The organism is Oleiphilus sp. HI0061 (assembly GCF_001635675.1).
The window spans coordinates 1-225 of sequence record NZ_LWFE01000818.1; the positions used below are offsets into that span (position 1 = coordinate 1).

Sequence of the window (225 nt, forward strand, 5' to 3'; positions counted from 1 at the left end):
CATTGCGAAACTGTTGATCATATCGACTTCACCAAGCCGTACTCTGAAACATTGAGAGCAAAACTTCTTCGCTCAGCAAGCGCGGTGTCATTTGATGTCTTGGATGGTGGAGTTTACGGTGCTACTCAGGGGCCGAGATTAGAGTCATCAGCTGAAATACTTCGTTGTAAGGCTGAAGGCTGCGATATGGTCGGAATGACGGGCATGCCTGAAGCTGCGCTAGCA

Annotated in this window: 1 pseudogene; it reads left to right on the top strand. The window is 49.3% G+C overall.

Annotated features, from left to right (window positions below):
• Nucleotides 1–225 (top strand): annotated as a pseudogene (locus A3735_RS09830) (S-methyl-5'-thioadenosine phosphorylase); the annotation flags it as partial.